Raw genomic sequence first — 22,727 nt, 5'->3', positions numbered from 1 at the left:
CCCGCCGGGGCGCGAACCGGGGCTTGACCGATGTCAACGCGCTTCCAGCGTAAGGGAGGCGCGGCCGTCCGGCAATGCGCCGGCCGCCGCCCGCGTCAATACAATGGGGCCTGCCGCCGACCGTTCCCCGCGACCGTTCCCCGATTTTCGGGCGGCCTTTGCCCCATTTCCGCCCGCTCCATGTTCTACGATCTTTCGCCCGCCCTGCTGCACACGCTCTACCTGGTCGCCATCGTGGCCGAAGCCATGACCGCCGCGCTGTCGGCCGGCCGGCGCGACATGGACTGGATGGGGGTGTGCATCATCGCCTGCGTCACCGCGCTGGGCGGGGGCTCGCTGCGCGACGTGCTGCTGGGGCACTACCCGCTGACCTGGGTGGTGCATCCCGAGTATCTGTGGATGACGGCGGGCGCGGCCCTGCTGACCGCGCTGATCGCCCCGGTGATGCGGCGCCTGCGCAGCGTGTTCCTGCTGGCCGACGCCCTGGGCCTGGTGGCGTTCACGGTCATCGGCTGCCAGGTGGCGCAGCTGATGCAATTGCCGATCACGGTGGTGCTGATCAGCGGCATGATCACCGGCTGCGCCGGCGGCGTGCTGCGCGACGTGCTCTGCAACGAGGTGCCGCTGCTGTTCCGCAAGGAGCTGTACGCCAGCGTGTCGGTGGTGACCGGGGCGCTCTACCTGGGCGTGCAGGCCCTGGGGCTGCCGGCCAACGCCGCCGTGCCGATCGCGCTGGCGGTCGGGCTGGCGCTGCGCCTGCTGGCCCTGCGCTTCAACTGGCAGATGCCGAAGTTCGTGTACCGCGACGATTGGCACTGAGGCCCTCTCGCAGCCCGCATTCCTGCAACAATTTTCCTATTTGTGTTTCAATAAATTTCTAGTATCTTGTCGCTGTCGCAATACTTTGCATCACGCAGTACAAGGGGAGCCGATTGGACGTCAAAGCGCCCGCCACGATTCCGTATTTCCTTCAGGAACAGATTCGTGAATTGATAGTGGATGGCACTATCAGGCCCGGGCAGCCATTGCGGGAACAGGAACTGGAGCAGCGTTTCGGCACCAGCCGCAGTCCCATCCGGGAAGCGCTGCGTCTGCTGGAACTGAGCGGCCTGGTGACGCACGTCCAACGCAAAGGCTTTCGGGTCACCCTGTATTCCGAAACCCAGATCCGCCACCTGTACAAGTTGCGCGCGGAGCTGGAAGCCTACTGCATCCGCCAGGTCGCCGAGATCGACGACATCTCGCCCCTGGTGGCCGAGTTGCGCAGCTATGACGAGGCGATCGCGGCCGCCATGGCCAAGGGCGACGTGCGCGCCTATATCTCGGCGCTGCGCGAGTTCTACCTGGCCAGCGCCCGCTTCACCGGCAATTCGCCGCTGGCGGACGTGCTAACCAAGCTGTACGAGCAGGTCGAGCCGCTGCGCTACCTGCTGGCCAGGCAGACCATGGCCTCGAACAACCTGCAGGCCTACACCCAGGGCATCACGCAGGCGCTGGACCAGCGCGATTTCGACCGCGCCGCCGAGCTGACGCGCAATTACGTGGTCGATGTGCTGCCGGGCATCCTGCGGGCCTACCACGAGGCGTCGCTGCAGGACGCCGAAGAGTCCGCGCCGCGCTACGGGCGCGCATAAGCCCGCGACCGTCAGGCGTGCGCGGACGGCGTGCGCACGGCGATGCCGGCCCGCTCCAGCGCTTCGCGGATGGCGCGGGCGAATACCAGCGCATTGGGCTGGTCGCCGTGGATACAGAGCGTGTCGGCCTGCACCGGCACGTCCCTACCGTCGACTGAGCGCACCTTGCCTTCCCGCACCATCCGCACGACCTGCGCCACCGCCTGGTCGACGTTCTCGATCATGGCGCCGGCGCGGGTGCGCGGCGTGAGCGAGCCGTCGTCCTGGTAGGAACGGTCGGCGAAGACCTCGTTGGCCGCGGCCAGCCCGATGGCGCGCGCGGCGTCGATCAGCTTGCTGCCGGCCAGCCCGTACAGCACCAGCGAGGCATCCACGTCCTTGACCGCCTGGCAGATCGCGCGCGCCAGGCCTTCGTCCTTGGCGGCCATGTTGTAGAGCGCGCCATGCGCCTTGACGTGGTGCAGCCGCGCGCCTTGCGAGGCGGCCACGCCGGCCAGCGCGCCGATCTGGTAGACGGTGATGTCGTAGGCTTCGTCCGGCGTGATCGGAATCGCGCGGCGGCCGAAGCCGACCAGGTCCTGCAGGCTGGGGTGCGCGCCCAGCGCCACGCCCTGCTTGAGGGCGGCGGCCACGGTCTTGCGCATGGTGGCGGGGTCGCCGCCATGGAAGCCGCAGGCGATATTGGCCGAGCTGACGAAGGCCAGCACCGCGGCGTCGTTGCCCATGCTCCAGGCGCCATAGCTTTCGCCCATGTCGCAGTTCAGGTCGATGCTTGTGCTCATGATGGGGTTCCTGTCTGGGTTAGGGCCGTTCACCCCAGCAGCGCGCGCAGCGGCGCCAGCGCGTCCAGCAATTGGGTGAAGGCGCGTTCGCGCTCGCCGTCCAGGCGTTGCGCGTCCTCGAGTTCGATCAGGGAAAAGCGCAGCGTGCGCCCTGGCGCGTATTGCGCCAGCAAGGGCAGGTCGACGGTGGCGATCTGCGCGATCTTGGGATAGCCGCCGGTGGTCTGCCGGTCGGCCATGAGAATGATGGCCTCGCCGCCCGAGGGCACCTGCACGGTGCCGAAGCAGGCCGCTTCCGATAGCATCTGGCGCGGCTGGCTCATGGACAGCGCCGGACCCTGCAGGCGGTAGCCCATGCGGTCGGACTGCGGACTGATGCGGAATTCCGAGCCGCCGAAGGCATGGCGGGTGGCCTCGGAGAATTCCTGCCATTGCATGCCGGGCAGGAAGCGGATGGTGTCGCGCTGCTTGTTGCCGAGCGCGCCGGGCAGGTAGATGCGCAGGTCCCACAGGGCCTTTTGCAATGCGTCGAGGTCGCGGCCGTCGAGCGCCTGGCGCAGGCCGACCTGGTCGCCCCTGGCCAGCGCGCGGCCCTCGAAGCCGCCGAAGCCGCTGCGCAGGTAAGTGGTCTCGCTGCCCATCACCGGCGTCAGCGCAAAGCCGCCGTGCACCGCCAGGTAGCCGCGCACGCCATTGGCCGGCCGCGCGCCGAAGGCCAGCGTGTCGCCGGCGCGGGCGACCAGCGGCCGGTGTTGGGGGATATCCTGGCCATTGAGCGTGGCGCCCAGGTCGGCGCCCGCCAGCGCGAAGCAGGCCGGCGCGTCGAAGCGCAGCGTGGGACCGGTCAGGGTCATCTCGAGCGTGGCGGGGTCGCCGGTGTTGCCGGCGAGCGCGTTGGCCAGGCGGTGGGCGCGTTCGTCCATGGCGCCGGCGGCCGGGATGCCCTGGTGCTGGTAGCCCTCGCGGCCGCGGTTCTGGAAGCTGGACAGCATGCCCGGCTTGATGACGGCAACGCTCACGGCCGGGCCTCCCGCAGGCGCTCGAATTCGTCGGGGGTGATCGGCACGAAGCGCACCGAGTCGCCCGGTTGCAGGTACGCGGCAGGGTCGCGCGCGGGGTCGAACATGGTCAGCGGCGTGGTGCCGATGATGTGCCAGCCGCCGGGCAGGCGGTTGGGGTAGATCACGGTCTGGCGGTTGGCGATGGCCACCGCGCCGGCCGGCACCGCGGTGCGCGGCGAGGCGCGACGCGGCAGATTCAGTTTTTCGTCGTGCACGCCCAGGTAGGCATGGCCGGGAGCGAAGCCCAGCATGAACACCATGCTGCGCGGGCCGCTGTGCAGCGCGATGATGTCGTCGGGGGTGAGGCCGGCGGCCTTGGCCACGTCCAGCAGGTCGGGGCCGTAGTCGCCGCCGTAGCAGACGGGCACGTCGATTTCGCGGCCGGCGGCGTTGTCGGCCGCGATGCCGTCGGCCAGCAGCGCCTCGATGCGTTCGGCCAGGCCGGCGTAGGTCGGGCCGTTGCCCAGGCCGTCGGGCCGGTAATGCACCGCCACCGCCACGAACGACGGCACCACGTCGGTCACGCCCGGCAGGCCGGCGTCGCGCAGCTTGCGCGCCGCCGCCAGACAGGTGCGGCCGATGGCGGCGTCGATCTGGTCACCAAAAGAGACGATGAGGCAGCGGTCGCCCTGGGGCTGGATGCGCCAGGCGGTTTCGGCCGGAGAAGATATGTCTGATATAGCGTTCAACGGCACGAAACCTGTAGAGACGGATTACTTGGCGAACAACGAATCCAGGTTCTTGAACGCCTTGAATTCCAGCGCGTTGCCCGACGGATCCAGGAAGAACATGGTGGCCTGTTCGCCGACTTCGCCCTTGAAGCGGATGTAGGGCTCGATGACGAACTCGGTGCCGGCATCGGTCAGGCGCTTGGCCATGGCTTCCCATTGTTCCATGGAAAGCACCGCGCCGAAATGGCGCACGGGCACATTATGCGAATCGACCGCGCTGGTGGCCTTGTGGCCGCATTCGCTGGGGGCCAGGTGGGCGACGATCTGGTGGCCGTAGAAGTTGAAGTCGATCCATTCGGGCGAGCTGCGGCCCTCCGGACAGCCCAGCTTTTCGCCGTAGAAGGCGCGGGCTTCGGCCAGGTCGCGGACCGGGAAGGCCAGGTGGAACGGCGGCAGGTTGGTTTGAGCGGTCATGAAAAGCTCCGGATAAGGCGGAAAAGGTAATTCAGAATGCGGACCGTCACCATCGGGTCGTGTCCTGAGTTGCTAGTTTATGAATTGTTTTTTTGATTGAAAAACGATATTTTTTGTGTCTTAGCATCGAAAATATTGATCGTGATCAAAGAATTCAAGACCTTCATCGCCGTGGCGCGCGACGGCACCTTCACCGGCGCCGGGGCCCAGCTGGGCCTGACCCAGTCGGCCGTCAGCGCCCAGATCAAGCGCCTGGAGGACTACCTGGGCGTGGCGCTGTTCGACCGCAGCGCGCGCGCCGCGGTGTTGAACGACCATGGCCGCGAGATGCTGCCGCAGGCCGAGGAGCTGGTGGCCATGGCCGAGCGCATGGCGTCCTCGGCGGGGGCGGGCCACGTCAGCGGATCGTTGCGCATCGGCGCCATCGCCTCGGTGCAGCAGGACCTGCTGGTGCGGGCGCTGGGCGAGTTCCGCGCCGGCTATCCCGACGTGCGGGTGCGGATCGTGCCGGGGGTGTCGCTGTCGCTGCTGGGGCAGGTCGACGCCGGCGAGGTCGACATGGCGCTGCTGATCCGGCCGCCGTTCACGCTGCCGCCGGAGCTGGGCTGGCAGCCTCTGCTGCGCGAGGAAGTGGTGCTGGCGATGCCGGCCGCGATGGCGCCCGCGCCGTGGCGCGAGGTGCTGGCCGCGCAACCCTTCATCCGCTACGACCGCGCGTCCTTCGGCGGGCGCGTGGTGGACCTGTTCCTGAAGAAGCAGCGCATCACGGTGCACGAGGCGGTGGAGCTCGACGAGATCGAGGCCATCGCCAACATGGTGCGTCATGGGCTGGGCGTGGCGCTGTTGCCGCGATTGCGCGGCCTCGACCTGGACGGGCTGCGGCTGGTGTCGCTGGGCGAGGCGGCGTTCCATCGCGAGATTGGCATCATCGGGCGGCTGCCGTTCGACGCCGGCAGCGTCGGCGGCAAGATGGCGGAATGCCTGGCGCGGGCGGCCGGGACCACGCTGGCGCCCTGAGCGCCGCCATGGCAGTACAGTGTCGGGGACTCGATCGACATCCGACCGAAGACTGACGCCCACGCAGGACACCATGGCAGCGACCGCATTGGAACAACAACTGGCCTTCCTCCGGGAAATCGACCGGCTCAAGACCGTCATCCGGCAATCGCCGCTGCTGGACCGCAGCCGCAAGGAGAATTCCGCCGAGCATTCCTGGCATCTGGCGCTGTACGCGCTGGTGCTGAGCGAATACGCCAGCGGCCCGGTGGATACCCAGCGGGTCATGCGGATGCTGCTGCTGCACGACGTGGTCGAGATCGACGTCGGCGATTTCCCGATCCATGGCGGCTCGTCGGCGGCGTGGCAGGCCGAGCAGGAGCACAAGGCGGCCGCACGGCTGTTCGGTCTGCTGCCCTCGCCGCAGGGCGATGAGTTCCTGGCGCTGTGGCGGGAATTCGAGCAGGCCGAGAGCGAGGACGCGCGCTTCGCCAAGGCGCTGGACCGCTTCCAGCCGCTGCTGATCAACGTGTTCACGGGCGGCGGCACCTGGACCGAGAACGGCGTGTCGCACGAGCAGGTGCTGGCCCGCTACGGCCCGGTGATCCAGCGCGGGGCGCCGCAATTGTGGGAAGTCTGCGAGCGCTGGGTGGCGGCGCATTTCGGGGGAAGTGCGCCGGCGGCGTCCGACGCGGCGGATTGAGCCGGCGGTCGAGGCCCTGGGCCGGGTGTCGCTATTGCCCGGCGCGCCGGCGCCAGAGATAGAGGCCGCTTGCCAGGATCACGATCATGACCAGGTCGAGCGCGGCCCAGATCAGCTTGAGCGGCAGGCCGGCGGTGTCGCCATAGTGCAGCGGCCGCGAGAACTGCAGCGCGCGCAGATACCAGGGCATGTCCAGGACCGCGGTCAGCTTGCCCGTGGGGGCATCGACCAGGACGGCGTCGAACAGGTGCGCGCCGAGAGCGGTGTCGCCTTTGGCCCACAGCAGATAGTGGCGAGGCAGGCCCAGGCTGGCATCGGGAAAGCGCAGCGATTCGACCTGCCTGCCCGGCACGGCGGCCCGCGCGGCGGCATAGGCCTGCTGCACCGAGGCCCAGGCCGTGGCGCTGGCCGGGGGGGTATCGATCCGGGGCGAAATCGCGGCCTGGACCTCGGTCGACAGCCAATGGCGGAAGAAGGGAACCGCCAGTTCGTGCAGGGCGCCGGTCAGGCCCATCATCAGCGCCCAGACCACGGTGACGATGCCCAGCAGGTTGTGCAGGTCCAGCCATTTCAGGCGGCGCGCGCGGTGGGCGCGGACGGTGCCGAAGGGCAGTTTTTTCATGTACGGGTGATACAGCGCCACGCCCGATATCACCGCCAGCGAGAACAGCAGGGCCATGGCGCCCAGGAACAACTGGCCGGGCAAACCGGCGTAGAGATCGATGTGCAGGCGCGTCATGAGCGTCACGATGCGGCTGCCCAGCCCCTCGTCCGAGTCGGTGATGGCGGCTCGCGGGGTGCCGTCGCGCGCATCGAACTCCAGGCGCAGCGACGGCGTCCCGGCGGCGGCCTGTGGCCCGGGGGCGAGCCCGAGCGTGACGCGGGGCGGATCGCGCAACACTTCCACGTCGACGACCCGGTGCGCGCGATGGCGCGCCCGCGCCGCATCGATGATGGCGTCGAGCGATGGCGCCGGCGTGCCCGGCGCGAGCGTGGGCCAGGGCGGCGAGGGGTCGAGCCAGGTCACGATCTCTTCATCGAAGATCAATGGCAGGCCCGAGAGGCAGACCACCAGCAGGAACAGCGTGCAGGCCAGGCTGGACCATTTGTGGATCCGATACCAGGCCTTGCCGCGCCCCGCCGGCGCGCGCCGCGATGGGGACGCCGGCGGTTGCGCGCCGGGCGTGGCGCGGGCTTGCGGCCGCACTAGAATTCCGCGGTCACGGACAGCAGCAGGGTGCGCGGCGCGGCAACCGTCAGTCCTTCGCGCGCGGCCGATTGCCAGTAGTGCTTGTTGAACACGTTTTCCACCGTCGCCCGCAACGTCACCGGCGTGCGGTTGATGTTCATGGCGTAGCGTGCGCCCACGTCGAAACGGGTCCAGCCGGGCAGTTGCTGGGTGTTGGCCGCGTCCACGTACTGGGTGCTGGTGCGCAGCATGCGTGCGGTCAGGGTCAGGCCCTGCACGAACGGCGTGTCCCATTCCGCCGCCGCGTTGAACTGCCAGCGCGGCACCGCCGGCGCGGTGCGGCCGTCGTTCAGGCCGCCTTCGGTCTTGGTCAGCACGCCATTGGTGTACGCCACGCCGCCCAGCAGGCGCACGCGCGGCATCAGTTCTCCCTGCAGCAGGAATTCGACGCCGCGGTTGCGCTGCCGGCCGTCGGCCTGGTAGCGCAGGGTATCGGGGTCGACGTAGGCGCTGGGTTGCTCGATCTGGAACGCGCTCAAGGTCGCCGCGACCGTGCCGAAGTCGTACTTGGCGCCGATCTCGTACTGCTTGGAGACGTCGGGCTTGAAGGTCTCGCCGGCGTTCACGGCTTCCGCTGGCGCCGTGCCGCCCTGGCTCAGGCCTTCGATGTAGTTGCCGTACAGCGACAGGCGCTGGGTCGGTTTGACCACGAGCGCGATGGCCGGCGTGACGGCCGACTTGCCGTAGTCCGAGGTGCGGTCGCCGGTGGCCGGGTTGTAGTTGACCGACTGGACGCGCTGCTGGCGCAGGCCGGCGGTCAACTGCACCGCGCCGTCCATCACGGACAGCGTATCGGCCAGCGCCACGCTGTACAGCCGCGTTTCGCTCGTCTTGCCCAGGTCGGTGGGCCTGGCGATGTTCGGCTTGGCCAGGTCGACGGGATCGTACAGGTCCGAGAACACCGTGGACGAGCGCACCCGCGCCGATGAATAGTCGATGTCGAGGAAGCTGGCGGACAGCGTCGGTTCGTGCCTGACCGGGCCGGTATCGAAGCGGCCGCGGATGCCGACCTCGCCGGTCTTGCTGAGCAGCCGTTCGTTGAGGCGGGCGGGCACGGATCCGATGCGGCCGGCCGAGTCGAGCATCAGCCAGGTGGTCTGCAGGCTCTCGAAGTCGTGCTTGCGGGCGCCCAGCGCGCCATAGATGGTCCAGTCATCGGAAAGGTCGTACTCGGCGCGCACGTCGCCGCTCCATTCCTTGGCCTTCCAATAGGTCCAGTCGGGGAAGAAGTTGCGCTTCGGATCCGGCGCGTGGCCGATTTCCTGACCGCCGCCAGGCGGGAACAGCAGGCCGCTGCGGGCATCGGTCACGCGGTTCTGGTAGTTGATGTCGCCGTCGATGCGAAAGCGGTTGCCGCGATAGTCCAGGCCGAGCGAGACGGCGCCCAGGTCTTCGCCGGCGCCGGAGATGTTCATGTCGCCGCCGCTGCGCAGCACGTTCAGCCGCACGCCGGTGCGATCGTCCTCGCCGAAGCGGCGGGCGATATCCGCCTGCGCGCCGAACTGGTTGTTCTCGATGTACGACAGCGTCATGCGGTTGAGCGGTTCATCGCCCGCGCGCTTGGGCACCAGGTTGATGGATCCGCCGATCGAGCCGAACGGGGCCATGCCATTGAGCAGCGCATTGGGGCCACGCAGCACCTCGACGCGTTCGATGCCGATCAATGACGTGGCGTTGCGCGGCGAGATGCCGTACAGGCCGTTGTAGGCGACGTCGTAGTTGAACAGCGTGAAGCCGCGGACATTGAATTCGTCGCGGCCCGCGCCGCGCGAATAGGTGTTGCGGACCGAGGGATCGTTGACCAGCACGTCGCCGATGTTCTGCGCCTGCTGGTCTTCGATCAGCTTGGCCGTGTACGACGTCGCGCTGAACGGGGTGTCCAGGAAGTCGCGGTTGCCCAGCAGGCCGACGCGCGCGCCGCGCGCCACCTCGCCGCCCGCGTACGCTTCAGGCAGCACCGAGGCGCTGGCGCCGCTCACCACCACGGCGGGCAGGGTGGTGGCGGATGTCGCCGGGGCGGGCCGCAGCGCGTAGCCGCCCTCGGCCCGGCGCACGGCTTCCAGGCCGGTGTTGGCGAGCAGGACGCGGAACGCGCTGTCGACGCTGTGGGCGCCGCGCACGCCGGGGCTGGTCTTGCCGGCGGTCATGTCGGCCGGCACGCTGAGCAGGATGTTGGCTTGTTCGGCAAAGCGGCTAAGGGCGCCCGCCAGCGGGCCCGCGGGCACGTCATAGGCATGGGTGGCGCTGACGGCGCGGGCCGCGTCCTGGGCATGGGCCGCCGGGGCCAGCGCGGTCATCAGGAGCGCGCCGAGCACGGTCTTGCGCAACACGCGCTGCAGGGCAACGGGCCGGGGCGATGAGGGAATGGACGGCCCGGGGCGGGCGGGGTGTTGCGGGCGGCGCATGGAGCGGTCTTCCTTGGAGCAGGGATGGGCAAGGAGAGGGCCGCGGCTTGCGCGCGCGGGGCGTCGTCTGGCTGTCCGGGGCGGGCCGGGCGGCCGGGACGCGGCACGGGTTTGCGTGGTCCTCTTTCCCTGTTAATCGGACGAGCAGCGGAAAAGCGAACCCCGGCGCGAATTTTTTTTCGAGGACCTTATTTCGGTTCGAGCGTCACCCACCATGGCAAGGTGCGCTGGATGCGGACCGGCAATTCGCGCTCCAGCATCGCCAGCGTGCGCGGCAGGTCGTTGGCCGGATAGCGGCCCACCACGCGCAGGCCGGCGATGCGGGGATCCACGCCCGTGTAGCCGACGTGATAGCGCCCCAGTTCCGCCACGAGATCGCCCAGCGACAGGTTTTCGGCCAGGATCACGCCGCGGGACCAGGCCTCGCGGGCCGGATCGGCCGGCACGGCCTCGGCGATCGCGTCGGCGCGGTAGCGCGTCTGTTCGCCGCTGTGTACCAGCGCTTCCTGCCCGGAGAGGGTGTGGATCCGTACCTGGCCCTCGTAGACCGCCAGCAGGATGTCGTCGTCGGCCTGCCTGACCGTGAAGCGGGTGCCGAGGGCCTGCAGCCGGCCGAAGCGGGTGTCGACGAAGAACGGGCGCTGCCGCGAGTCCTTGGCGGTGTCGATCAGGATCTCGCCGCCGGCCAGCGCCACCAGGCGCTGCGTCGGGTCCAGGCGTACGTTGATGGCGCTGCGGGTGTTGAGCCAGACGCGGGTGTCATCGGCCAGGACCAGTTGGCGTTGCTCGCCGATACCGGTGGCGTAGTCGGAGCGCCAGGCGGTCACGACCGAGGGCAGCGGCGTGAAGCGCCAACCCAGCCAGCCCAGCACGCCGACGCCGCCCAGGGCGAGGATGCGGCCTGCCGCCCGGCGGCGGGCGGAAGGCCGCCGCGAGGCGATCTGCACGGCTTGCTCGGCGGCGTCGCGCTCGCCGTCCAGGCGAAGCACGGCGAAGCGGCGGCTCACGGCCTCGACGTGCGCCCAGGCGCTGCGGTGTTCGGGCCGGGCGTCGAGCCAATGCTGCCAGGCGAGGCGTTGTTGCGCGCTGGCATCGGCATTCTGCAGGCGCGCGTACCATTCGGCCGCGACCTTCAGGCTTTCATAATCCGCCCGGACCGGAAGGGGCGAGGCGGGCTGGATCGCTGCCGCCATGGCTAGTTCAACCCGGCGTCGATCAGCGCCAGATGCAGCATGGCCTGGGCCAGGTACTTCTGCACCATCCGCGGCGACACGTTCATCTGGTCGGCGATCTCGCGGGTGGACAGCCCGTGTATCTGTGCCTGGATAAAGGCCATGCGGGCTTTGTCCGGCAGGCGGCCGAGCCACTCGCCGACCTCCAGCAGGGTCTCGATGACCAGCGCCTGGTGCTCCGGCGACGGCGCATAGGCTTGGGGCTGCGCGGCCAGGCTGTCCAGCCAGGCCTGTTCCACCTGTCGGCGGCGCCAGAGATCGGTGCACAGGCCCTGCGCCATGGTGCGCAGGTAGGCGCGAGCGGCGCCGGCGCTGGCGAAGCCATCGGGCGCGGGCCGGACGATCAGGCGCAGGAAGGCGTCGTGCGCCAGGTCGGCGGCATCCGCCGCATTGCCGAGGCGGCGCCGCAGCCATCCCAGCAGCCAGCCGTGATGATCGCTGTAAAGAGCGTGCAGGTCTTGCTGCACGGGGAGATCGGCGGCGGACATCGGACGGACCCAGGCGCGGGAGGGACGCCTATTTCAATATGGATAGGAATGGTTATCGTTTATAACTGAAGTCCGATAGGTCGCGCAATGCCGGCAGACCCTGGCTTGCCTGACGCAGCCGCCACGACCCAGGAAAAAAGGCCCGCGCAAGGCGGGCCTTTTTTCCTGGCTTGAACCGGTTTACAGCCGGTCGCAGCGCACCGTGATCGGGTGATCGCGCAGCGTCGTCATGACCAGGTCGTCGACCTGGCCTTCGACGTCGGTGATCACGTAGCCGATCTGGCCCTTGGTCTGCAGCGTCTGGCTGACGATGTTCAGGCCGTGCTGCGCCATCAGGTTGTCCAGCGTGCCGAGCGCGCCCGGGGCGTTGCGGTGCACGTGCAGGATGCGGGTGGCGCCGGCCGGCTCCAGGTAGGGCAGCTCGGGGAAGTTGACCGCGCCCTTGGTGGTGCCGGCCTGCAGGAAGCGCACCAGCTTCTCGGCCACTTCGCGGCCGATGTTCTCTTGCGATTCCTGCGTGCTGCCGCCGATGTGCGGGGTCAGGATGACGTTGGGCAGGCCGATCAGCGGGCTGGCCAGCGGCTCGTCGGCGCCCTTGGGTTCGGTGGGGAACACGTCGAGCGCGGCGCCCGCCAGGTGGCCGGACTTGAGCGCGGCATGCAGGGCGTCGATGTCGACCACGGTGCCGCGCGAGGCATTGATGAGGATGGCGCCGCGGCGCATGCGCCCGATCGTCTCCGCATTCATGATGTTCTCGGTGGACTTGCCCCCGGGCACGTGCAGGGTGACGACGTCGGCCTGTTCCAGCAGGTCGTTGAGCGAGCCGGCCGGGCGGGCGTTGCCCAGCGGCAGCTTGGCTTCGACGTCATGGTAGATGACGCGCATGCCGAGGCCTTCGGCCAGGGTGCTGATCTGCGAGCCGATGTTGCCGTAGCCGACGATGCCGAGCGTCTTGCCGCGGGTCTCGAAGGCGCCGGCGGCGCTCTTGTCCCAGTGGCCGAGATGGACGCGGGCGTTCTTCTCGGGGATGCGGCGCAACAGCAGGATGGCTTCGCCCAGCACCAGCTCGGCGACCGAGCGGGTGTTGGAGAACGGCGCGTTGAACACCGGGATGCCGCGTTGCATGGCGGTGTCGAGGTCGACCTGGTTGGTGCCGATGCAGAAGCAGCCGACGACGCGCAGGTCGGGGCTGCCGGACAGCAGGGCGGCATCCAGGTGGGTACGAGAACGGATGCCCGCGACATGGGCGCCGCGCAGGGCGTCCTGCAGCTGCGACGGCGGCAGGGCCGCGGCGTGCGTGACGATGTCGGTGTAGCCGGCGGCTTCGAAGACGGCGCGGGCGCTCGGGTGGATGTTCTCGAACAGGACGATGTGTGCCATGACTGCCAGGGGTCGGGGTGGGAAATGCGTTTTATTTATTGTGGCGCATTTTTGCTGCGGTGCAAGAGGTACCCATAGCCATGGTGGGGATGAATTGTTTCAGGCGGGTGGCCGGGGAGGACCCCGGCCCTGTGTTTCAACGATACGCCTGGAACACCTTGGCGCCGCCGCGCTTGTCCACCAGCAGGACATCATGCGGGGTCTTGCGGCCGCCGTATTCGGGGCCGTCCATGCCGGGCGAGCCCAGCGGCATGCCGGGGGCGGCCAGGCCGGCGGCGTCGGGCTTTTCCAGCAGCAGGCGGCGCACGTCGCTGGCGGGCACGTGGCCCTCGATGGCGTAGCCGTCCACCACGGCCGTGTGGCAGGAGCCATAGTCGGCCATGCCGGCGTTGCGGCGCACCGGGCCGGTGTCCTGCACGTCATGGGTGGTGACCTCGAAGCCGTTGTCGCGCATGTGCTTGACCCAGTCTTCGCAACAGCCGCAGGTGGGCGTCTTCCAGACCTGGACCTTGGGCGCGGACTGGGCTTGCGCGAGGAGCGGCGCATACAGGGGCAGGGATAGCGCGGCCGCCAGGAGCAGGCGGGCGGGGGTGAGGGTTTTTTTCATGGGTCTCCGCGAGAAAGGATCAGAACCAGAAGCGCACGCCCGCCAGCACGGCGGCCTGCGAGCGGCCTTGGCCGGCGGCGGACGCATAGTCCGCGGTGCGGCCGAACTTACGTTCGAAGGATACCCCGATGTAGGGCGCGAATTCGCGCGTGACCTCGTAGCGCAGGCGCAGCGACAGCGAGCCCTTGGACAGGCCCGAGCCGATGCCGCGTTCGGGGTCGTTGCGGCCATAGGCGCTGGCCTCGAGTTCGGGGGTGAATATCAGACGCTGGGTAAGCAGCAGGTCGTACTCGGCCTTCATGGCCAGCGCGGTGCGGCCGGACGGGCCGGCGTAGGCGGTGGTCTCGAACTCGATGTTGTAGGGCAGCACGCCCTCGATGCCGAGCGCCGCCCAGTTGCGCTTGGGGCCGGCGCCGACGTCGCGGCGCGCGCCCAGCTGCAGGTCCCAGAAGGGCGAGATGGCATGGCTCCAGAAGGCCTCCACCTTGCCGTCCGAGCCGCCGCCGCTTTCGCGTTCGCCTTCGCTCTTGAGCATCAGCCGGTCGGTGGCGGTGCCCCACCAGAAGCGGCCGTCCCACTCCAGCGCGTTCTGGCCGTCGCGGTTGCGCGACCAGCCGAACTTGTCGAACAGCAGCCGCGACGAGGCCGCGTTGTCCATCATGTGCGGGTGGATCCCGTAACTGTCGTAGCCGCGCTGGCCGGCGCCGTCGCTGGACGGCAGGCTGCCGACGGGCGGGGCGGCGGCGGGCGCGCCATGGTCCATGCCGGGCATGGACGAATGATCCATGGCGGGCGGCATTGCCGGCTGGGGCTTGGCGGCGCCGTGGTCCATGCCGGGCATGGACGAGTGATCCATGGCCGGCGGCGTTGCCGGCTGCGGCTTGGCGGCGCCATGATCCATGCCTGGCATCGAACCGTGGTCCATGCCGGCGTGGTCGCTCATGGCCTGGCCGTGGGTCGGCTGGCCGGCCGCGCCCGCCAGCAGGGCGGCGGCCAGCGCGGCGCGGCGCGACAAGGGAAAGAAAATGCGCATGTTCCGTTTTCTCATCGCCTACTCCACCACGACCGCCCTGAACATGCCGGCCTCCATGTGGTACAGCAGGTGGCAGTGGTAGGCCCAGTTGCCGCGGGCATCGGCGCTGACGCGGTAGCTCAGGCGCTGCGCGGGGTTGAGCGACAGGGTGTGCTTGCGCACCAGGAAGGCGCCGTCGGGCGATTCCAGGTCGCTCCACAGGCCGTGCAGGTGGATGGGGTGGGTCATCATGGTGTCGTTGACCAGCACGAAGCGCACCCGCTCGCCATGGCGCAGCACGATGGGCCTGGCGTCGGAGAACTTCACGCCGTTGAACGACCACATGTAGCGTTCCATGTTGCCGGTCAGGTGCAGTTCGATCTCGCGGGTCGGCGCGCGGTTGTCGTCGGGTTCGCGGATCGAGCGCAGGTCGGCGTAGGTCAGCACGCGGCGGCCGTTGTCGCGCAGGCCGATGCCGGGATCGTCCAGGCGGGTGGACACCACGTCGGGCAGCATCGAGTTGCCGGGGCCGCGTTCCTCGGGATAGGGGTGCCTGACCTCGACGATGCCGCCCTGGCCGGCGCCGCTGCCGTGGGCGCCGCCGTGGTCCATGCCGGGCATTGCGCCGTGGTTCATGCCGGCCATCGCGCCGGCCGCCGCCGGGGCGGCGCCGTGATCCATGCCGCTCATGCCCGCCATGTCGTGACCGCCTCCGCCCATGTCGTGCTTCATGCCCATATCCATCATGCCGAGCAGTTGCGCGCGATCGACGGCCGGCACTTCGGCCTGCATGCCGGGGCGTGGCGCCAGGGTGGCGCGGGCATAGCCGGAACGGTCCATCGCCTGCGAGAAGATGGTGTAGGCGCGGTCTTCGGCGGGCTCGACGATCACGTCGTAGGTCTCGGCCACGGCGATGCGGAATTCCTCCACATCGACCGGCCGCACGTCCTGGCCGTCGGCCGCCACCACCGTCATCTTCAGGCCCGGGATGCGCACGTCGAAGTACGTCATGGCCGAGCCGTTGATGAAGCGCAGGCGCACGCGCTCGCCCGGCTTGAACAGGCCGGTCCAGTTGCCGGCCGGCGTCGCGCCGTTGGTCAGGAAGGTGTAGGTGGCGCCCGACACGTCCGCCAGGTCGGACGGGTTCATGCGCATCTGTTCCCACATCAGGCGCTCGGACAGCGCCGCGCGCCAGCCCTTCTCGCCGGCATCGCGGATCAGGCTCTCGACGCTGGGCTGGTTGCGGTTGTAGTAGTCGGGCATGGCCTTGAGCTTGTCGAAGAGCCGCATCGGGTCTTCGTCCGTCCAGTCCGACAGCAGCACGGTGTAGTCGCGGTCCGCGGCGATGGGGTCGCGCCGCTTCGGGTCGATGACGATGGCGCCGTACAGGCCCGTCTGCTCCTGGAAACCCGAATGGCTGTGATACCAGTAGGTGCCGCTCTGGCGCACGTCGAAGCGGTAAGTGAAGGTCTGGCCCGGATCGATGCCCGCAAAGCTCAGGCCCGGCACCCCGTCCATGTCGGTGGGCAGCAGGATGCCGTGCCAGTGGATCGAGGTCTGTTCGCGCAGGCGGTTGGTGACGTGCAGCGTCACCGTGTCGCCCTCGCGCCAGCGCAGCAGCGGCGCCGGGACCTGGCCGTTGACGGTGGTGGCGATGCGGGCGGCGCCGGTGAAGTTCACCGGGGTCTCGCCGATCTCCAGGTGGAATTCGGTGCCGCGCAGTTCGGCGGGCAGGGCGGGGGCCGCGGGTTGGCCGACGGCGGCGCGCCAGCCGCCCAGCGCCGCGAGCGCGCCGCCGGCGGCCAGCCCCTGCACGAAGCGGCGGCGGGCGGGAATGGGGAAGGCTGTCATGACGGATCCGCGGCGGCGCTACTGCACCGACACCGCGCCCTTCATGCCGGCGGCGTAGTGGCCGGGTTCCAGGCAGCCGAAGGACACGGTGCCGGCGCGGTCGAACTTCCAGACGATCTGGCCGCTCTTGCCGCCGTCCAGCGAGACGGCGTTGGCCTCTTCGTGGCGCATGCCGGGGTCTTTCATCATCATGGCGTAGTGGGCCTGCAGGTCGGCGTCGGTGCCCAGCACCATCTCGTGGCGGATGCGGCCCGAGTTGCGCACGTTGAAGCGCACCGTTTCGCCGGCCTTGACCTGCACCTGGGCGGGCGTGAAGCGCATGGCGTCGGTCATGTCGATGTCGATGGCGCGGGTGACGCGGGCGGCGTCGCCGGGCGTGCCGATGGGGGCGGAGGCCGCCGGCATGGCGTGGCCGGCGTGTTCGCCGTGGGTGCCGGCCGCGAACGCGGAGCCGGCGCCGAGCAGGGCGGCCAGGAGCGCCTGTGCCGTGGTTCGGGTGATACGGAGCAAAGTGCCTTGCATGCTGATCCCTTCGTGGGAGTTGACCATGCGGGCACTGTAGAAAAACCGGGGTGACCCGGTTCTGTCGGCTGGATTACTTCTTTGTAATGTTGGCGGACGGCGTCCCGGGCAGGGCGCCGCGCAGGGTGATGCCGACCACCGTGCCGGCGGCGCCGGAGGTGGCGTCCACGTCGCCGCCGTGCATGCGGGCGATGGCGCGCACGATCGCCAGGCCCAGGCCGTGGCCCTCGCTGCGCGGCGCGCGCGCCTGGCCAGAGCGGAAGAAGCGGTCGAAGATGCGCGGCAGGTCGGCGGCCGGGATCGGCGCGCCGGGGTTGCGCACCTCGACCCGCGCGCCAGCCGGCAGCGGCTGGCAGGCCAGCACGATCTCGCCGCCGCGCGGCGTGGCCTTGATGGCGTTGGAGATCAGGTTCGCGAGCGCCCGCCGCACCAGCCCGGGATTGGCGGCGATGAGGGCGTCGCCGTCGCAGCGCAGCGTGACGCCGCTGTCTTCCAGCGCCGCCTCGTAGAAGTCGGCGACGCGCCGGGCCTCGGCGGCCAGCGAGACCGGAGCCAGGTCGGCGGCGCGTTCGCCGCGGTCGGCGCGGGCCAGGAACAGCATGTCGTTGACCAGCGTCTTCAGGTCTTCCAGCGTTTCCAGGTTGGATTCGAGCGCGTCGCGCAGCTCGGCCGCGTCGCGGCCGCTGGACAGGGTCACCTGGGTGCCGTTGATCAGCGTGGCCAGCGGCGTGCGCAGCTCGTGCGCGACGTCGGCGTTGAAGCCTTCCATCTGCTGGTAGGCGGCCTGCAGCCGTTCCAGCGTGCGGTTGAACGACAGCACCAGCTCGTGCAGCTCGCGGTCGGTGTCGCGCAGCGGCAGGCGCACGGCCAGATTGTCGGGCTGGATGCGGGCGGCCTGTTCCGACAGCCGGCGGGTGGGCGCCATGCTGCGGCGCACCGCCCAGGCCGCCAGCACCACCGTGGCGCCGACCCACAGCGCGCAGATCAGCGCCAGCGCGGTGCCGTAGGCGTACAGGAACTGCGAGCTGGTGCGGGTGCTGACCGCCACCGTCAGGTGCGCGCCCGGCAGGATGCGGTCGTCGACCGCGACGCGCAGGCCGCGCATGCGGCTGCCGTCGGCCAGCTGCAGCAGCACCTGCCGGTCCGGCAGCGTCTGCAGGGTTTCGGGCGCGTCGCCGCCGTAGACGGGGTGCCCTTGCGCGTCGACGATCCAGATGCCCAGCTGGCTCTGGCCGGTGCGCATGTCGTCGAACGTGGCGGCCAGGTCGTGCAGGCCGCGCGCGTTGTTCTGCATGTCGATCAGGTGGTTGATGAGTTCCAGCTTGCCGCTGACCTCGGTGATCTCCTGGCGTTCGACTTCGCGCTTGAGGGCCCAGAACAGGGTGGCGCCCGCGACGCTGGAGACCAGCAGGGCGATGACGCCCAGCAGCAGGGTCAGGCGCGCCTGCATCGAGCGCACGCGCGGCGGTTTCATTCGCGCGCGGGCTCCGGCCGCGATTCGAGCACGTAGCCCATGCCGCGCACGGTGTGCAGCAGCTTGGCCTCGAACGGGTCGTCCAGCTTGCTGCGCAGGCGCCGCACGGCCACGTCGATGACGTTGGTGTCGCTGTCGAAGTTCATGTCCCAGACCTGTTCGGCCAGGGTGGTGCGCGACAGCACCTGGCCCTGGCGCCGCAGCAGCAGGGCCAGCAGGTTGAATTCCTTGGCGGTCAGGTCCAGGCGGCGGCCGCCGCGAGCGACCTTGCGGCGCGCCAGGTCCAGCTCCAGGTCGGCCAGGCGGAACACGGTGGGTTCCTGCGAGCGGCCGCGCCGCAGCAGGGCCTGCACGCGCGCCAGCAGTTCGGAGAAGGCGAAGGGCTTGACCAGGTAGTCGTCGGCGCCGCCTTCGAGGCCGCGCACGCGGTCCTCGACGGCGTCGCGCGCGGTCAGCATCAGGATCGGGGTGTCCTTGTTGGCGCGCACGGCGGCCAGGATGCCGAAGCCGTCCACGCCGGGCAGCATCACGTCCAGCACGATCAGGTCGTAGGCGCCTTCCAGCGCCAGGTGCAGGCCGTTGACGCCGTCGCGCGCCAGGTCGACGACGTGGCTCTGTTCCGACAACCCTTTCTTGAGGTAGTCGGCCAGCTTGGGTTCGTCTTCGATGACCAGGATGCGCATGGCCGGAAATTTACCATCCGCGCCGCGATCGCGGCGCGGATGGCGTGCATCGCGTGAGGCCTGTTCAGGCGGACGGGTCGACGGCGATGCGGTCCGGCGGGAAGCGCAGCGCGAACAGGCTGCCCTTGCCGGGTTCGCTGGTGATGAACAGCTCGGCATCGTGGCGCATGGCGATGTGCTTGGTGATCGCCAGCCCCAGGCCGGTGCCGCCGACGGCGCGCGAGCGGCCGCGGTCGACGCGGTAGAAGCGTTCGGTCAGGCGCGGGATGTGGCGGGCCGGGATGCCGATGCCGGTGTCCTGCACGCTGTAGCGGCCGCCGCCGTCGGGTTCGCGTTCCCAGCGCACGGTGATGGTGCCGCCGTCGGGGGTGTAGCGCACGGCGTTGGTCAGCAGGTTCGACAGGGCCGAGGTCAGTTCGGTCTCGGCGCCGAGCACGTCGAGCGATTCGTCGATGTGCCATTCGAGCACGTGGCGTCCGCCCGACAGGGCCTCGATCTGCTGGCGCGCCTTCTGCAGCAGCGCGCCCATGTTGACCGCGCGCGGGTCGCTGCCTGGCGACGATTCCAGCGTCGACAGCGTCAGCAGGTCCTCGACGATGGCCTGCATGCGCTGGGCCTGCTCGTGCATCATGTCCAGGTACTGCGCGCGCTGCTCGGGCGGCAGGGCGTCGGCGGGCATGTCGCGCAGCGTTTCCAGGAAGCCGGCCAGCACCGTCAGCGGCGTGCGCAGTTCGTGCGAGACGTTGGCGACGAAATCGCGGCGGGTGGTCTCCAGGCGCTCGATCTGGGTGACGTCGCGGGTGATGAGCAGGCGCTGGTTGCTGGCGTAGGCCGTCAGCTGCATCATCATCAGCCGTTCCTGGCCGTTCTGGCCCAGGCGCACCAGGATCGGGTCGGGCCAGGAGGCGCGGTGGGCGTATTCGACGAATTCCGGCGCCCGCAGCAGGTTCAGCAGGTTGTGGCCGCGGTCGGCCGGCAGGCGCAGGCCCAGGTGCTGGCGCGCCATGCGGTTGCACCAGTCGATCTGGAAGTCTTCATTGAGGGTGACCGCGCCGTCCGGCAGCGCCTGGGCGGCCGCCAGCATGCCCTGCATGGTGTCGCGGGTCTCGGTCAGCTCGCGGGCGCGGGCCCGGGTGTAGCGGTAGAGGGGGGCGAGGATGTCGTCCCAGGGGCCCACCGAGGCGGGCGGCGAGGTGTCGGGGTGCCTGGCCCAGTGGGACACCAGGTGCAGGCGCCAGCTGCGCCACAGCAGCATGGTGACCAGCGCGGCGCTGAACAGCACCCAGCCGGCCGGATCGCCCATGAGCCATTGCGCCAACAGCGCGACCGCCGCCCACAGGGCGACCAGGATAAGAGTGCGCAGCCAGATCATCGTGCGGGAGTTTTACCGCGCCGGGACCTGTGCCGTAAACCGGTAGCCGCTGCCGCGCACCGTTTCCACGTGGGCGTCGTGGCCGCTGGGTTCCAGCGCCTTGCGCAGGCGGCGGATGTGCACGTCGACCGTGCGTTCCTCGACGAAGACATGATCGCCCCAGACCTGGTCCAGCAGTTGCGAGCGCGAGAACACGCGTTCCGGGTGGGTCATGAAGAAGTGCAGCAGGCGGAATTCGGTGGGGCCGATCTGCAGCGACTGGCTGTTGCCCGACAGGCGGTGCGTGACGGGGTCCAGCTTGAGGCCGCCGACGTCGATCACGTCGTCGGTCAGCTGCGGCGCGCGGCGGCGCAGCACGGCCTTGATGCGGGCCATCAGCTCCTTGGGCGAGAAGGGCTTGGTGATGTAGTCGTCGGCGCCGGCTTCGAGGCCGTCGACCTTGTCCTGCTCGGAACCCTTGGCGGTCAGCATGATGACCGGGACGGCGCGGGTGCGCTCGTCGTTGCGCAGCTTGCGCGCCATGGCCAGGCCGGAGGTGCCGGGCAGCATCCAGTCCAGCAGGATCAGGTCGGGCAGTTCGGCGCGGATCAGCGTCTGGGCCTGGTCGGCGTCGAAGGCGCGCAGCACTTTGTGGCCGGCGAAGGACAGGTTGACGGCGATCAGTTCCTGGATTGCGGGTTCGTCTTCGACGACGAGGATGGTGCTGGACATGGCGAATAGGGCACGCTTCGGAGCGCCGGCGCGGCGCGAACATTGCGATAGTATGGCCGCAATATTTCAGGTATGTGACCAAAGCGTGCGTTCCCGGCCCCGCCGGCGGCATCCGGCAGTCTCCGATAGGCTACCATTGGACGATATATCGGGAATTCACCATGCAAAACCCCTCCGAATCGCAACATTCCGCGGATTCCGCCTCCCAATCGACGCATTTCGGCTTCCAATCGGTGCCGGAACACGACAAGGCCCGCAAAGTCGCCGAAGTCTTCCATTCCGTGGCCCAGCGCTACGACATCATGAATGATTTCATGTCGGCCGGCCTGCACCGCGTCTGGAAGGCCTTCACCATCGGCCGCGCGGCCATCCGCCCCGGCATGAAGGTGCTGGACATCGCCGGCGGCACCGGCGACCTGGCCCGCGCCTTCGCCAAGCGCGCCGGCCCCACCGGCGAGGTCTGGCTGACCGACATCAATGATTCCATGCTGCGGGTCGGCCGCGACCGCCTGGCCGACGCCGGCCAACTGGTGCCCACGGCCGTCTGTGACGCCGAGCGCCTGCCGTTCCCGACGGGCTATTTCGACCGCGTCAGCGTGGCCTTCGGCCTGCGCAACATGACCCACAAGGACCGCGCGCTGGCCGAAATGACCCGCGTGCTCAAGCCGGGCGGCAAGCTGCTGGTGCTGGAATTCTCCCGCATCGCCAAACCGCTGGCGCCGGCCTACGACTGGTATTCCTTCAACGTGCTGCCCTGGCTGGGCAAGACCGTGGCCAAGGACGAAGCCAGCTACCGCTACCTGGCGGAATCCATCCGCATGCACCCCGACCAGGAAACCCTGGCGGACATGCTGCGCACCGCCGGCCTGGAGCGGGTGCAGTACTTCAACCTGACGGCCGGCATCGCCGCCCTGCATGAGGGTGTGCGCCTGGGCTGAACGTCCCGGGGTCCGATACGGCTTTTCTTCGCCCCGGGGGAACTTGTGGGGCGACGGCTTGTCCGTTATTCTTACGTCATTCAGATTATTGTAAGAAAGTCGCGCTGAACGGCCGCACGATCCGTGCGGCTTTCCGCTGCTCGGGGCAGCGGGAAGCGCGGGTACGAGGGAGCAAATCCATGACCAAATTCTGTTTCTCGCGGTTTGTCGCCGCGGCGCTCATCGCCATTTCCGGCGCAGCGTTGGTGACGGCGTCGTTTGACGCCGAAGCCCGCCGCGCAGGCGGCGGCAGCAGCGTCGGCCGCCAATCCTCCAATGTGACCCAGCAGCGCCAGGCCACCACGCCGCCGGCCGCCGCCAACAACACCGCGGGCGCTACCGCCGCGCCGGCCGCCGCCGGCGCCGCCACGGCCGGCGCCGCGGGCGCGGCCGCCAAGAGCGGCGCGTCGCGCTGACTCGGCCCGATCGCCGGCATCGCCGCC

At 69.4% G+C, this 22,727-nt stretch carries 22 protein-coding genes and 1 pseudogene; 6 read left to right on the top strand and 17 right to left on the bottom strand.

Going from position 1 to position 22,727, the window contains the following annotated elements:
• The first annotated feature begins 180 nt into the window (after positions 1-180).
• Together AOZ53_RS30215 and AOZ53_RS30210 are read left to right on the top strand one after the other, a co-directional pair.
• Positions 181-819: a trimeric intracellular cation channel family protein gene (locus AOZ53_RS30215; protein WP_054433137.1), complete on the top strand. Its 639-nt coding sequence runs from the start codon at positions 181-183 to the stop codon at positions 817-819.
• Positions 820-932: 113 nt separating this feature from the next.
• Positions 933-1,634 (top strand): GntR family transcriptional regulator, encoded by a 702-nt coding sequence (locus AOZ53_RS30210; RefSeq protein WP_082385845.1) that lies wholly within the window; start codon positions 933-935, stop codon positions 1,632-1,634.
• An 11-nt stretch (positions 1,635-1,645) separates the two neighbouring features.
• Here AOZ53_RS30210 and AOZ53_RS30205 read toward each other — a convergent pair whose 3' ends face one another.
• Genes AOZ53_RS30205 through AOZ53_RS30190 form a run of 4 tightly spaced genes read right to left on the bottom strand, consistent with a single transcriptional unit; the run spans position 1,646 to position 4,622 of the window.
• A complete protein-coding gene (locus AOZ53_RS30205) occupies positions 1,646-2,416 on the bottom strand; it encodes a LamB/YcsF family protein (protein WP_054433139.1) in 771 nt (256 codons plus the stop codon).
• Between the two features lie 29 nt (positions 2,417-2,445).
• Positions 2,446-3,435: a 5-oxoprolinase subunit C family protein gene (locus AOZ53_RS30200; RefSeq protein WP_054433140.1), complete on the bottom strand. Its 990-nt coding sequence runs from the start codon at positions 3,433-3,435 to the stop codon at positions 2,446-2,448.
• The gene (gene pxpB, locus AOZ53_RS30195; RefSeq protein ID WP_054490681.1) at positions 3,432-4,166 is read right to left on the bottom strand and encodes a 5-oxoprolinase subunit PxpB; all 735 of its coding nucleotides are present in this window, start codon (positions 4,164-4,166) and stop codon (positions 3,432-3,434) included. Before pxpB ends, AOZ53_RS30200 begins: the two co-directional genes overlap by 4 nt.
• Positions 4,167-4,190: 24 nt before the next feature.
• Positions 4,191-4,622: a VOC family protein gene (locus AOZ53_RS30190; RefSeq protein WP_006386852.1), complete on the bottom strand. Its 432-nt coding sequence runs from the start codon at positions 4,620-4,622 to the stop codon at positions 4,191-4,193.
• A gap of 141 nt (positions 4,623-4,763) precedes the next feature.
• Here AOZ53_RS30190 and AOZ53_RS30185 point away from each other — a divergent pair, with 141 nt between their 5' ends.
• Complete coding sequence (locus AOZ53_RS30185) at positions 4,764-5,639, top strand: LysR family transcriptional regulator (protein ID WP_054433249.1); 876 nt, start codon at positions 4,764-4,766, stop codon at positions 5,637-5,639.
• Between the two features lie 73 nt (positions 5,640-5,712).
• On the top strand, positions 5,713-6,321 hold the full coding sequence (locus AOZ53_RS30180) for an HD domain-containing protein (protein ID WP_054490679.1): 609 nt from the start codon (positions 5,713-5,715) through the stop codon (positions 6,319-6,321).
• A gap of 31 nt (positions 6,322-6,352) precedes the next feature.
• Here AOZ53_RS30180 and AOZ53_RS30175 read toward each other — a convergent pair whose 3' ends face one another.
• From AOZ53_RS30175 to phoB, 13 genes are all read right to left on the bottom strand, one after another.
• The gene (locus tag AOZ53_RS30175) at positions 6,353-7,528 is read right to left on the bottom strand and encodes a PepSY-associated TM helix domain-containing protein (RefSeq protein ID WP_082385843.1); all 1,176 of its coding nucleotides are present in this window, start codon (positions 7,526-7,528) and stop codon (positions 6,353-6,355) included.
• Positions 7,528-9,975 (bottom strand): TonB-dependent receptor, encoded by a 2,448-nt coding sequence (locus tag AOZ53_RS30170; protein ID WP_231690709.1) that lies wholly within the window; start codon positions 9,973-9,975, stop codon positions 7,528-7,530. Before AOZ53_RS30170 ends, AOZ53_RS30175 begins: the two co-directional genes overlap by 1 nt.
• 188 nt (positions 9,976-10,163) lie before the next feature.
• A complete protein-coding gene (locus AOZ53_RS30165) occupies positions 10,164-11,168 on the bottom strand; it encodes a FecR domain-containing protein (RefSeq protein WP_054490677.1) in 1,005 nt (334 codons plus the stop codon).
• A 2-nt stretch (positions 11,169-11,170) separates the two neighbouring features.
• Entirely contained in the window at positions 11,171-11,695 is a 525-nt protein-coding gene (locus AOZ53_RS30160) for a sigma-70 family RNA polymerase sigma factor (protein ID WP_054490675.1), read from the bottom strand.
• A 180-nt stretch (positions 11,696-11,875) separates the two neighbouring features.
• The gene (gene serA / locus AOZ53_RS30155; RefSeq protein WP_054433145.1) at positions 11,876-13,075 is read right to left on the bottom strand and encodes a phosphoglycerate dehydrogenase; all 1,200 of its coding nucleotides are present in this window, start codon (positions 13,073-13,075) and stop codon (positions 11,876-11,878) included.
• Between the two features lie 136 nt (positions 13,076-13,211).
• A complete protein-coding gene (locus AOZ53_RS30150) occupies positions 13,212-13,682 on the bottom strand; it encodes a DUF411 domain-containing protein (RefSeq protein ID WP_054433146.1) in 471 nt (156 codons plus the stop codon).
• Between the two features lie 19 nt (positions 13,683-13,701).
• Positions 13,702-14,538, bottom strand: coding sequence for a copper resistance protein B (locus AOZ53_RS30145; RefSeq protein WP_369816857.1), 837 nt, complete (start codon positions 14,536-14,538; stop codon positions 13,702-13,704).
• Positions 14,539-14,733: 195 nt separating this feature from the next.
• A complete protein-coding gene (locus AOZ53_RS30140) occupies positions 14,734-16,545 on the bottom strand; it encodes a copper resistance system multicopper oxidase (RefSeq protein ID WP_054433147.1) in 1,812 nt (603 codons plus the stop codon).
• 18 nt (positions 16,546-16,563) lie between these two features.
• Positions 16,564-17,067 (bottom strand): cupredoxin domain-containing protein, encoded by a 504-nt coding sequence (locus AOZ53_RS30135; RefSeq protein ID WP_082385848.1) that lies wholly within the window; start codon positions 17,065-17,067, stop codon positions 16,564-16,566.
• Positions 17,068-17,140: 73 nt separating this feature from the next.
• Positions 17,141-18,541, bottom strand: a complete 1,401-nt coding sequence (locus AOZ53_RS30130) for a heavy metal sensor histidine kinase (protein WP_054490673.1) — start codon at positions 18,539-18,541, stop codon at positions 17,141-17,143.
• Positions 18,538-19,224 (bottom strand): heavy metal response regulator transcription factor, encoded by a 687-nt coding sequence (locus tag AOZ53_RS30125; protein WP_054433150.1) that lies wholly within the window; start codon positions 19,222-19,224, stop codon positions 18,538-18,540. The genes AOZ53_RS30130 and AOZ53_RS30125 overlap by 4 nt, the downstream gene beginning before the upstream one ends.
• Before the next feature lie 64 nt (positions 19,225-19,288).
• Positions 19,289-20,596 (bottom strand): phosphate regulon sensor histidine kinase PhoR, encoded by a 1,308-nt coding sequence (gene phoR / locus AOZ53_RS30120; protein WP_054433151.1) that lies wholly within the window; start codon positions 20,594-20,596, stop codon positions 19,289-19,291.
• Positions 20,597-20,608: 12 nt separating this feature from the next.
• Positions 20,609-21,307 (bottom strand): phosphate regulon transcriptional regulator PhoB, encoded by a 699-nt coding sequence (gene phoB, locus AOZ53_RS30115; RefSeq protein WP_006386862.1) that lies wholly within the window; start codon positions 21,305-21,307, stop codon positions 20,609-20,611.
• Between the two features lie 161 nt (positions 21,308-21,468).
• Here phoB and ubiE point away from each other — a divergent pair, with 161 nt between their 5' ends.
• A complete protein-coding gene (gene ubiE / locus AOZ53_RS30110) occupies positions 21,469-22,245 on the top strand; it encodes a bifunctional demethylmenaquinone methyltransferase/2-methoxy-6-polyprenyl-1,4-benzoquinol methylase UbiE (protein WP_054433152.1) in 777 nt (258 codons plus the stop codon).
• 179 nt (positions 22,246-22,424) lie between these two features.
• A pseudogene (locus AOZ53_RS30105) lies at positions 22,425-22,697 on the top strand (Tim44 domain-containing protein); the annotation flags it as partial.
• Positions 22,698-22,727: the final 30 nt, after the last annotated feature.

Origin of the sequence: Achromobacter sp. 2789STDY5608621, from assembly GCF_001299375.1 — a bacterium.
In the GTDB taxonomy this organism is placed as follows: Bacteria; Pseudomonadota; Gammaproteobacteria; order Burkholderiales; family Burkholderiaceae_B; genus Achromobacter; species Achromobacter insuavis.
Note: the sequence above shows the minus strand (reverse complement) of the source record. Positions and strands in the feature narration are given on the sequence as shown.

Bases quoted from the DNA above. Each gene is read 5' to 3' on its own strand.
- phoR (WP_054433151.1), bottom strand. From the start codon at position 20,596: ATGATCTGGCTGCGCACTCTTATCCTGGTCGCCCTGTGGGCGGCGGTC.
- AOZ53_RS30170 (WP_231690709.1), bottom strand. From the start codon at position 9,975: ATGCGCCGCCCGCAACACCCCGCCCGCCCCGGGCCGTCCATTCCCTCA.
- AOZ53_RS30135 (WP_082385848.1), bottom strand. From the start codon at position 17,067: ATGCAAGGCACTTTGCTCCGTATCACCCGAACCACGGCACAGGCGCTC.
- AOZ53_RS30160 (WP_054490675.1), bottom strand. From the start codon at position 11,695: ATGTCCGCCGCCGATCTCCCCGTGCAGCAAGACCTGCACGCTCTTTAC.
- AOZ53_RS30145 (WP_369816857.1), bottom strand. From the start codon at position 14,538: ATGGATCACTCGTCCATGCCCGGCATGGACCACGGCGCCGCCAAGCCC.
- AOZ53_RS30140 (WP_054433147.1), bottom strand. From the start codon at position 16,545: ATGACAGCCTTCCCCATTCCCGCCCGCCGCCGCTTCGTGCAGGGGCTG.
- serA (WP_054433145.1), bottom strand. From the start codon at position 13,075: ATGGCACACATCGTCCTGTTCGAGAACATCCACCCGAGCGCCCGCGCC.
- phoB (WP_006386862.1), bottom strand. From the start codon at position 21,307: ATGTCCAGCACCATCCTCGTCGTCGAAGACGAACCCGCAATCCAGGAA.
- AOZ53_RS30125 (WP_054433150.1), bottom strand. From the start codon at position 19,224: ATGCGCATCCTGGTCATCGAAGACGAACCCAAGCTGGCCGACTACCTC.
- AOZ53_RS30165 (WP_054490677.1), bottom strand. From the start codon at position 11,168: ATGGCGGCAGCGATCCAGCCCGCCTCGCCCCTTCCGGTCCGGGCGGAT.
- AOZ53_RS30215 (WP_054433137.1), top strand. From the start codon at position 181: ATGTTCTACGATCTTTCGCCCGCCCTGCTGCACACGCTCTACCTGGTC.
- AOZ53_RS30150 (WP_054433146.1), bottom strand. From the start codon at position 13,682: ATGAAAAAAACCCTCACCCCCGCCCGCCTGCTCCTGGCGGCCGCGCTA.
- AOZ53_RS30130 (WP_054490673.1), bottom strand. From the start codon at position 18,541: ATGAAACCGCCGCGCGTGCGCTCGATGCAGGCGCGCCTGACCCTGCTG.
- AOZ53_RS30205 (WP_054433139.1), bottom strand. From the start codon at position 2,416: ATGAGCACAAGCATCGACCTGAACTGCGACATGGGCGAAAGCTATGGC.
- AOZ53_RS30180 (WP_054490679.1), top strand. From the start codon at position 5,713: ATGGCAGCGACCGCATTGGAACAACAACTGGCCTTCCTCCGGGAAATC.
- ubiE (WP_054433152.1), top strand. From the start codon at position 21,469: ATGCAAAACCCCTCCGAATCGCAACATTCCGCGGATTCCGCCTCCCAA.
- AOZ53_RS30190 (WP_006386852.1), bottom strand. From the start codon at position 4,622: ATGACCGCTCAAACCAACCTGCCGCCGTTCCACCTGGCCTTCCCGGTC.